Source organism: Streptomyces sp. NPDC101234 (assembly GCF_044767525.1).
GTDB lineage: Bacteria > Actinomycetota > Actinomycetes > Streptomycetales > Streptomycetaceae > Streptomyces > Streptomyces sasae.
The window spans coordinates 1-11,034 of record NZ_JBIWOA010000084.1; the positions used below are offsets into that span (position 1 = coordinate 1).

The 11,034-nt window shown below is 73.3% G+C and carries 2 protein-coding genes; both read left to right on the top strand.

The window, feature by feature from the left end; translation table 11 throughout:
- Positions 1 to 3,951 (top strand): SDR family NAD(P)-dependent oxidoreductase (locus ACIRR9_RS55230; protein WP_403769449.1); only part of this gene is annotated, 3,951 nt, incomplete at its 5' end.
- 22 nt (positions 3,952 to 3,973) lie between these two features.
- Positions 3,974 to 11,034, top strand: a 7,061-nt coding sequence (locus tag ACIRR9_RS55235; RefSeq protein WP_403769452.1) for an SDR family NAD(P)-dependent oxidoreductase, incomplete at its 3' end; no start/stop codon positions are given.

An 11,034-nucleotide genomic window follows, 5' to 3' on the forward strand; every position in this document is an offset into this window, starting at 1 on the left:
ACCGGTGAGCTGATGGACACCGCGGGCTGGGACGCCGGGTACTGGTTCCGGAACCTGCGGAACACGGTGCTGTTCGAACAGGCACTGACAACCGCCGGGCCCGGCGTGGTCATCGAGATCAGCCCGCACCCCGTTCTGCTGCCCGCGGTACAGGACATCGCCCCGGCGGTCGGAACGCTTCGGCGCGGCGAGGGCGGCCCGCAGCGGCTGGTGACATCGGTCGCGCAGGCACACGCACACGGAGTCGGCGTGGACTGGTCGACCCTGTTCGCCGGCCATGGTGCGAGGCGGGTTCCCCTGCCCACGTACGCGTTCCAGCGCGGCCGCTTCTGGCCCGAGCCGGCCGGCGGCCCCGCCGACTTCGCCGCCGCGGGCATGAGCTCGGCGGAGCACCCGCTGCTCGGGGCCATGGTGCCGTTGCCGCACAGCGACGGGGTGCTGTTCACCAGCCGCCTGTCGCTCCGCACCCACCCGTGGCTCGCCGACCACGCCGTCCGGGGAACCGTGATCTTCCCCGGCACGGGCTACGTCGAGCTGGCCGTCCGCGCCGGCGACAGCGTCGGCTGCGCCAAGCTGGACGAGCTCGTGCTGGAGGCCCCGCTGGTGCTGCCCGCCCAGGGCGGCGTCCAGGTGCAGGTCGTGGTGGACGCGGGCGAGACGCAGCGGGCCGTGACGGTGTACGCTCGGCCGGAGGGCCAGGAGGAGTGGACTCGGCACGCCACCGGCCTGCTGAGCGCCGGCGCCCCCGAGCCGGGGTACGAGTTCGACGCCGTACGCCGGAACTGGCCGGCCCCCGGGGCCACGGAGCTGGACACGGCCGGGTTCTACGAGCAGCTCACCGCGGCCGGCTTCCTCGTCTACGGCCCGGTCTTCCAGGGCCTGACCCGGGCCTGGCGGCACGGCGACCGGATCCTCGCCGAGGTCGAGGTGCCCGCCGCGGCCGGACCCGAGTCGTACGGGCTCCACCCGGCACTGCTGGACGCGGCGCTGCACGCCACGGTGTTCGCCGAGCTCGACGCGGCCCGTACGGGCGGCCTGCCCTTCAGCTTCACCGACGTGATCCTGCGGGCCACAGGAGCCTCGCGGCTGCGGGTGGCGTTGACGCGCACGGGCCCCGACGAGGTGGCGATCGCGGTCGCCGACGGCACAGGGCTGCCGGTGCTGTCGGTCGGCTCCCTCGTCGTACGCCCGGCGGCCGCAGCCGGTCCCGGCGCTGGCGCCGGCGACGGCGTCCTCGTGACGATGTCCTGGACCGACACCACCGCCACGGACGCTCCCGTGGGGGACTGGCTGCTCGTCGACCGGAACGGCACCGGTCACACCACTGTGGAGACGGTCGACACAGTTGACTCGTCGCCGGTCGTACTCGCCGTGGCGGCCGGGACCGGTCCCGTCGTCGACGCCACGCACGAACTGACCGGCTGGGTTCTGGAACAACTGCAACACTGGCTGCGTAAGGAACCCGTCGCTCCTTTGGTCGTGTGGACGCGCGGGGCGGTCGCGGCGCACCCCGGCGAGTCCGTGGGCGACCTGCCCGCCGCGGCGGTGTGGGGTCTGGTGCGCTCGGCGCAGAGTGAGAACCCGGGCCGGATCGTCCTGCTCGACACCGACGCCGCCCTCGACGCGGCCGCGCTGGGCCGGGCCCTGGCCACGGACGAGCCTCAGCTGGCTCTGCGCGGCGGGCAGTTCCTGGCCGCCCGCCTGGCCCGGGTCGGACCCGCCGACGAATTGGCCGTCCCCGGCTCGGACACGCCGTGGCGGCTCGGCCTGACCGAGAGCGGGACGCTGGACGGCCTGGCCCTGTTGCCCAGTCCCGAGGCGACCCGGCCGCTGGCCCCGCACGAGGTGCGCCTGGAGGTACGCGCGGCCGGCCTGAACTTCCGGGACGTGCTCAACGCCCTGGGCATGTACCCGGGCGAGCCCGGCCCGCTCGGCAGCGAGGCGGCAGGCGTGATCGTCGAGGTCGGCTCCGGCGTGACCGGCCTTGCGGTCGGCGATCGGGTCATGGGCCTGGCCTTCGGCGCGTTCGGCCCGCTCGTGGTGACCGACCACCGGCTGCTCGTGGCCATGCCGGCGGGCTGGCAGTTCAGCACCGCCGCTTCGGTCCCGATCGTGTTCCTCACCGCCTGGTACGGCCTCGTCGACCTCGCCGGCCTGCAGGCCGGCGAGTCGGTGCTGGTGCACGCCGGCACCGGCGGTGTGGGGCTCGCCGCCGTTCAGATCGCGCGACACCTCGGCGCCGAGATCTTCTCGACCGCGAGCCCGGCCAAGTGGCCGGTGCTGCACGAGTGGGGCGTCGCGGAGGACCACGTGGCCTCGTCCCGCGACCTGGAGTTCCACCGGCGCTTCACCGAGGGCACCGGCGGCCGCGGCGTCGATGTCGTACTCAACGCCCTGGCCGGCGAGTTCGTGGACGCCTCGCTGGATACGCTGGCCCCCGGCGGGCGGTTCGTGGAGATGGGCAAGACCGACGTCCGCTCGGCCGAGCAGCTGCGGGACCGCTACCCCAGGGTGAGCTATCAGGCCTTCGAGCTCATGGAGGCCGGGGCCGTCCGAGTCCAGGCCATGCTGCGGGAGCTGGTCGGGCTTTTCGAAGCGGGCGAGCTGCGACCGCTTCCGGTGGCCGACTGGGACATGCGTCAGGCGCCGGCCGCGTTCCGGCACATGAGCCAGGCCAAGCACATCGGCAAGCTCGTGCTGACCGTCCCGGCCCCGACGCGACCCGGCCTCGACAACGACGGCACGGTTGTGATCACCGGCTCCGGCGGTCTGGGCGGGCTGGCCGCGCGCCATCTGGTGCGCGAGTACGGCGTCCGGCACCTGTTGCTGGTCAGCCGCCGTGGCGCGGAGGCCCCCGGCGTGCCGGAGCTGGTGGCCGAGCTCGCCGGCGAGGGGGCCACGGCCCTGGTCGCCGCCTGTGACCTGAGCGATCGACAGGCTCTGGCCGGAGTCCTCGCGTCCGTGCCGTCGGACCACCCGGTGACCGGCGTCGTGCACACCGCCGCGATCCTGGCAGACGGCGTCATCGGCTCGCTCACGCGAGAACAGCTCGACCGGGCGCTCGCTCCCAAGGTGGACGCGGTCTGGCACCTGCACGAGCTGACCCGCGACCTCGACCTGTCGATGTTCCTCGTCTACTCGTCGCTCGCCGGGCACCTGGGCAGCGCGGGGCAGGGCAACTACGCCGCCGCCAACGTGTTCCTGGACGCGCTGATGCGCCGGCGCCGCCGGGACGGCCTGCCCGGCCTGTCGCTGGCGTGGGGTGCGTGGACGACGGAGGTCGGCCGGGTCGGCGAGCTGTCTCGCGTCGACCTGGAACGCATCATCCGCTCGGCCATGCCGCCGCTCGGCGTCGAGCAGGGCATGGAGCTGTTCGACCGCGCGCTGCGTACCGGTCATGCGGTCCTCGGCCCGGCCCGGCTCAATCCGCAGGCCCTGCGAGCGCAGCCGGACGTCGCACCGCTGTGGCGCACCCTCGCCGGTGGTGCGCCCCGCCGCGCCGCGGCCGTCAACACCCGCAACGGGCACGAGGACCTCGGACATCGGCTCGCCGGCTTGTCCCGGGCCGACCGCGAGAAGATCCTCACCGACCTGGTACGGGGCTCGGCCGCGACCGTGCTGGGGCACGCCTCCGCGGGCCGGATCGACACCGACCGGTCCTTCAGCGAGCTCGGCTTCGACTCGCTGACCTCGGTCGAGCTGCGCAACCTGCTCAGGGCCCGGACGGGCCGGACGCTGTCGTCCGGCGTGGTGTTCGACTATCCGACCGTCACCCAGCTGGCCGGCTACGTCGACTCCCTCTTCGCCCCCGCCGAGCCGTCCGGCGACGAGGACGGGCCGGACGATGCCGCCGCCCGTCGGGCCCGGCCGGCCGACGACGGTCCCGACGAGGCCCTTCTGCTCGACGCCGACGTCGACGACCTCATCAACATCGCGCTTCGCGATCAGTGAACGACCAACCCGGGAGCTGATGATGGCTGTGTCCGTTGACAAGCTGACGGAGGCCCTCCGCGCTTCGTTGCTGGCCAACACCCGCCTGCGCCAGGAGAACAAGGCCCTCGCCGACGCGGCGGGCGAGCCGATCGCCATCGTGGGCATGGCCTGCCGCTATCCCGGCGGCGTGGCGGGCCCGGACGACCTGTGGCGGCTGGTCGAGTCCGGTGGCGACGGCGTCGGCCCGTTCCCGGCCGACCGGGGCTGGGACCTCGACGATCTGCTGGGCACCGCCGGATCCCCGCCCGCGTCGGTGACCAGCGAGGGCGGCTTCCTGGCGGACGCGGGGCACTTCGACGCGGCCTTCTTCCGGATGTCGCCCCGCGAGGCCTTGGCCACGGACCCGCAGCAGCGGCTGCTGCTGGAGACCACGTGGGAGGCCCTGGAACACGCGGGGATCGATCCCGCCGCGCTCAAAGGCAGCCGGACCGGGGTGTTCGCCGGTGCCTACCAGATGGGCTACACCGGGCTGGTCACCGAATCCGACGAGCAGCTTCGCGGCCACGCTTTCACCGGAGGGGCGGGCAGCGTCACCTCCGGCCGGGTGGCGTACACGCTGGGGCTGGAGGGTCCCGCGGTGAGCGTGGACACGGCGTGCTCGTCGTCGTTGGTGGCGATGCATCTGGCTGCGCAGGCGCTGCGGGCGGGGGAGTGCACGCTGGCGCTGGCCGGCGGCGTCACCGTCATGGCGACGCCGGAGACCTTCATCGCGTTCACGGTACAGGGCGGGACGGCCGCTGACGGGCGGTGCAAGTCGTTCGCCGAGGCCGCGGACGGGGCCGGCTGGTCCGAGGGCGTCGGCATGCTGGTCCTGGAACGGCTGTCCGACGCTCGCCGCAACGGCCACGAGGTGCTCGCGGTCATGCGGTCGAGTGCGGTGAACCAGGACGGTGCCTCCAACGGCCTGACGGCTCCGAACGGTCCCTCGCAGCAGCGGGTGATCCGTCAGGCGCTGGCTGCTGCGGGTCTGTCGCCCGCGGATGTGGATGTGGTGGAGGCGCACGGTACGGGTACCAGGCTGGGTGATCCGATCGAGGCGCAGGCGCTGTTGTCCACGTACGGTCAGGACCGGCCCGACGACCGGCCGCTGTGGCTGGGATCCCTGAAGTCGAACATCGGCCACACGCAAGCCGCGGCCGGGGTCGGCGGGGTCATCAAGATGGTGCAGGCGCTGCGTCATGGGATCCTGCCCCGGACGCTGCACGTTGACCGCCCGACCACGCACGTCGAGTGGGAGCAGGGTGACGTCCGGCTGCTGACCGAGTCGATCCCGTGGCCGGAGACCGGCCGGCCGCGCCGGGCCGGCGTCTCCTCGTTCGGGGTCAGCGGCACCAACGCGCACGTCATTCTTGAGGCGGCGACCGCCGACATCGACGCCGAGCCGGCCCCCGAAGGCGACGAGCCCGCCGCGGACGGCGCCGAGGCTCCGATCGCCCTGGGCGACTTCGGCGCGGACGGTGTGGTGCCGTGGGTGCTGTCCGGCAAGACCGACGAGGCGGTGCAGGCGCAGGCGGCCCGCCTCCTGGAACATCTGGAATCGGTTCCGGCCCTGCGGCCGGTCGATGTCGGCTGGTCGCTGGCCGGGTTCCGCTCGGCCTTCGACCACCGGGCCGTCGTGGCCGGCGCCGGACCGGACGAGCTGACGGCCGGGCTGCGTGCCCTCGCCGCCGGCCGGCCGGCGGCTGAGGTGCTGCAGGGGAGTACGCGCGGTAAGCGCGACGCTGTCTTCGTGTTCCCGGGTCAGGGTGCGCAGTGGGTGGGTATGGCTCAGGAGCTGGTCGAGTCCTCGCCTGTCTTCGCCTCGTCGATGCGTGAGTGCGCGGAGGCACTGGAACCGTTCGTGGACTGGTCGCTGGCCGATGTGCTCGGTGACGAGTCGGCGTTGCAGCGGGTGGATGTCGTGCAGCCCGCGCTGTGGGCGGTGATGGTGTCGCTGGCCGCGGTCTGGCACTCGGCCGGGGTCGCACCGGCCGCGGTGATCGGCCATTCGCAGGGCGAGATCGCGGCCGCGTGTGTCGCCGGTGCGTTGTCGTTGTCCGATGGCGCCCGGGTGGTGGCGTTGCGCAGCAGGGCGATCGCGGAACATCTGACCGGTGGCGGCATGATGGCGTTGTCTGTCCCCGCCGCCCGCACGCGGGAGCTGATCGCGCAGCGGCCCGGGGTGTCGCTGGCCGCGATCAACGGCCCGGCATCCGTGGTCGTCTCGGGCGAGGCCGACGCCCTGGACTCGCTGCAGGAATTCTGCGAGGAGCAGGGGATCCAGGCGCGCCGGATCGCGGTGGACTACGCCTCCCACTCGCATCTGGTCGAGCGCATCAAGGACCGCTTGCTGGCGGATCTGGCTCCGGTCACCCCACGGTCGTCGTCGGTGCCGGTGTTCTCATCGGTGACCGGAGCGCTGATGGACACCGCGGAGTGGGACGCCGGGTACTGGTACCGGAACCTGCGCAACACCGTGCTGTTCGAGCAGGCTCTGACGGCGGCCGAGCCCGCCGTGGTGATCGAGGTGAGCCCGCATCCCGTGCTGGCGCCGGCGGTGCAGGACGTCGCGCCGGTCGTCGGAACGCTGCGACGCGGCGAGGGCGGCCTGCTCCGGCTGGTCCTCGCGCTCGCCCAGGCATGGGCCTACGGTGCCCCGGTGCGGTGGGATGCGGTCTTCGCCGGGCGCAGTGCCGTCCGGGTAGGCCTGCCCACCTACGCGTTCCAGCACCAGCGCTACTGGCCGGGCCCGGCCACGAGCCCCGCCGACGTCGCCGCCGCCGGGCTGAGCCCGGCCGAGCACCCGTTGCTGGGCGCCGTGGTGCCGCTGCCGCACACCGACGGGGTGGTGTTCACCAGCCGTCTTTCGCTGCGCACCCACCCCTGGCTCGCCGACCACGCTGTACACGGCACCGTGCTCCTGCCGGGAACCGGTTTCGTGGAACTGGCCGTCCTGGCGGGCGACAGCGTGCGATGCGACCGGGTGGACGAACTCGTCCTGGAGGCGCCGCTGGTGCTGCCCGCCCAGGGCGGTGTCCAGGTCCAGGTCGTCGTGGGCGAGGCGGAGCCGGACACGTCCCGCCGCGCTGTCGCCGTGTACGCCCGGCCCGACGGGCAGGAGGAGTGGACCCGCCACGTCACGGGCACGGTGAGCGCCGGTGCCGCCGGTGCCGGGGCGGAGTTCGACCCGGTGAGCCGCGACTGGCCCGTGCCCGGTGCGACAGAGATCGACACCGGGGAGTTCTACGAGCAGCTCGACGCGGGCGGCTTCCTCGCGTACGGGCCGGTGTTCCGGGGGCTGGGCCGGGCCTGGCGTGCCGGGGACCGGATCCTCGCCGAGGTCGAGCTGCCCGAAGCCGGGCGCGGTCTCGCGACATCGTTCGGGATCCACCCGGCGCTGCTGGACGCCGCGCTGCACCCCGCGGTCTTCGCCGAGCCGGCCGCTGCGCGCGACGGCGGCCTGCCGTTCAGCTTCACCGACATCGTCCTGCGGGCCGCGGGCGCCTCCCGGCTGAGGGTGGCTCTGACAAGGACCGGGCCGGACCAGATGGCGATCGCGGTCGCGGACAGCACGGGATCGCCGGTGCTGTCGATCGGATCGCTGACCATCCGTCCGGTGCAAGCCGGAGCCGTCACGGCCGGGCCCGGCGACGGCACCATGCTGCGGATCGACTGGGTCGAGACCACGCCGGCCGAAGCGACCGCCGACGCCGCCGACGCCGTGCTGCTGGCCGGCGAGGGCGACCCGAACGAAGTCGTGCGGTCCACCCACGACCTGACAGCGCGGGTTCTGGGACAACTGCAACAGCACCTCGGTACGGACGAGCGCCCGGTGGTCGTGACGACCCGGGGCGCGATCGCGGCCGACTCCGGCGAATCCGTCACGGACATCGCCGCCGCGGCGGTGTGGGGTCTGGTCCGCTCGGCGCAGAGTGAGCACCCTGGCCGGATCGTCCTGCTCGACAGCGACACCGAGGTCGATGCCGCCGCGCTGGGCCGGGTGCTCACCGCGGACGAACCGCAGCTGGTGCTGCGCAACGGCAAGCTGCTCGCCGCCCGCCTCACCCGGGTCACAGGCGCGGACGAGCTCACCGCGCCGGCGTCGTCGCCCGAGCTCTGGCGGCTCGACTCCACCGAGAAGGGCACGCTGGAGAATCTGGCCCTGCAACCGGTTCCCGAGCTGGCCGGCCCGCTGGAACAGGGTCAGGTCCGGGTACGCGTCCGGGCGGCGGGCCTCAACTTCCGGGACGTGCTCAACGTCCTCGGCATGGTCGACGATCCGCGTGCCGCCGGGCCTCTGGGCGGGGAGATCTCCGGTGTGATCGTCGAGACCGGGCCGGGCGTGACGAGCCTCGTGCCGGGCGACCGCGTCATGGGCATCGTGCCCGGTGGTTTCGGGCCGGAGGCGGTGACCGACCACCGGCTGCTGACGACGATCCCGTCCGGTTGGTCGTTCGTCACGGCTGCTTCGGTGCCGGTTGCGTTCCTGACGGCGTACTACGGCCTGGTCGACCTCGCGGGCCTGCGGTCCGGAGAGTCCGTGCTGGTGCACGCCGGGGCTGGTGGGGTGGGGGCGGCGGCGATCCAGCTCGCTCGGCACCTCGGCGCGGAGGTGTTCGCGACCGCGCACCCGGCCAAGTGGCCCGTACTGCACGCGCAAGGCCTTACGACGGACCGGGTCGCATCCTCCCGGGATCTCGCTTTCCGTGAGCGTTTCCAGGTCCTGGACGTGGTGCTCAACTCGCTGGCCGGCGAGTTCGTGGATGCCTCCCTCGACGTGCTGGCCCCGGGCGGGCGCTTTCTCGAGATGGGCAAGACCGACATCCGGTCCGCCGATGAACTGCGCGAGCAGCGCCCCGGGCTGAGCTACCAGGCGTTCGACCTGATGGACGCCGGTATCGACCGCATCCAGGAAATGCTTCAGGAGGTGGCCCGGCTCTTTGCGGCCGGCGCGCTGAAGCCGTTGCCGGTCACGGCCTTCGATGTGCGCCGGGGGCAGGACGCCTTCCGGCACATGAGCCAGGCCCGGCACGTCGGCAAGCTCGTGCTGACGATCCCGCACGCCCCCGCCCCCGACGGGACGGTTCTGATCACCGGCGGCACCGGAGGCCTGGCCGGCGCGGTGGCGCGGCACCTGGTCACCGAGCACGGCACGCGTCACCTGTTGCTGCTGAGCCGCCGAGGGCCGGACGCGCCGGGGGCAGCGGAACTGATCGCGGACCTGACCCGCAGCGGAGCCACGGCCGAGGTGCTGGCCTGCGACGTGACCGACCGGGCGGCGCTGGCCGAGGCCCTGGCGGCCGTCTCCCCGGACCACCCGCTGACCGGCGTCGTGCACACCGCAGGCATCATCGAGGACGGCCTGCTCGGCTCGATCACCCGCGAGCAGCTGGACCGCGTACTCGCCCCCAAGGTCGACGCGGCCTGGCACCTGCACGAGCTGACGCGCGACCTGGATCTCGCGATGTTCGTGGTGTTCTCGTCCATGGCCGGCTTCATGGGCGGCAGCGGGCAGGGCAACTACGCCGCCGGAAACGTGTTCCTGGACGCGCTCATGCAGCACCGCCGCCGCGCGGGACTGCCGGGCCTGTCGATGGCGTGGGGCGCCTGGACGACCGAGATCGGCCTGGTCGGCACCCTGTCGGAGGTCGGCATCGCGCGGATGGCCCGGTCGGCCATGCCTCCCATGCCCGTCGAACAGGGCCTCGACCTGTTCGACCGCGCGCTCGGCACCGGCCACCCGGTCCTCGGCCTGACCCGGCTGAAGGTCCAGGCGCTGCGGGCTCAGCACGACGCCCCGCTGTGGCGCGCGCTGACCGGTGGCGTCGCGCGCCGCACCGCCGACAACACCCGCGCGGGCCGCGACGGGCTGGGCGAGCGTCTCGCCGCACTCCCCGCCGCCGAGCGCCGTCAGATCCTCACCGACCTCGTCCGCGATGCCGCCGCGGCCGTGCTCGGGCACGCCTCCGGCACGCAGATCAACGCCGACCAGCCGTTCAGCGACCTCGGCTTCGACTCGCTGACCTCCGTCGAGCTGCGGAACCTGCTGCGCGCCCGGACCGGCGTCAGCCTCGCCGCCGGCGCGGTGTTCGACTATCCGACCGTCGCCCGCCTGGCCGCGCACCTGGCGGCCGGCTTCGGCGAGCCGGATACCACGGAGACGACCACGGTGCCGGCGCCGGTGTCGGTCACCGGCGACCCGATCGTCATAGTCGGCATGGCCTGCCGCTTCCCCGGCGGCGTGGCCGGCCCCGACGACCTGTGGCAGCTCGTCGCCGGCGGCATCGACGGCGTCACTCCCTTTCCGGCCGACCGCGGCTGGGACCTCGACGCGCTCCTCGGCGCCGACGGGTCCTCGGCGTCGGCCACCGCCGAGGGCGGCTTCCTCGCCGGCGCCGGCGAGTTCGACGCGGCGTTCTTCCGTATCTCGCCGCGCGAGGCGCTGGCCACCGATCCCCAGCAGCGGTTGCTGCTGGAAGTGTCGTGGGAAGCGCTGGAACAAGCGGGAATCGATCCCGGAACGCTGGCGGGCACCCCGACGGGCGTCTTCGCCGGGGCCTTCGGATCCGGGTACGGGGAACTCGTCGCCCGCTCCGGTGAGCAGCTCCAGGGCCATCTCATCACCGGCGCAGCGGCCAGTGCGATCTCGGGGCGGGTTGCGTACACGCTGGGCCTGGAGGGTCCCGCGGTCAGTGTGGACACGGCGTGTTCGTCGTCGCTGGTGGCCATGCACCTGGCCGCGCAGGCGCTGCGGGCGGGGGAGTGCACGCTGGCGTTGGCCGGTGGCGTCACCGTGATGGCCACTGCGGATGCCTTCGTGGGCTTCACCGCGCAGGGTGGTCTGTCCTTGGATGGCCGGTGCCGGTCGTTCGCGGATGCGGCCGACGGGACGGGTTGGTCCGAGGGTGTCGGCGTGCTGGTGATGGAGCGTCAGTCCGACGCCGTGCGCAACGGCCACCAGATTCTCGCGGTGATGCGTTCGAGTGCGGTGAACCAGGACGGTGCGTCGAATGGTCTGACGGCTCCGAACGGTCCGTCCCAGCAGCGGGTGATCCGTCAGGC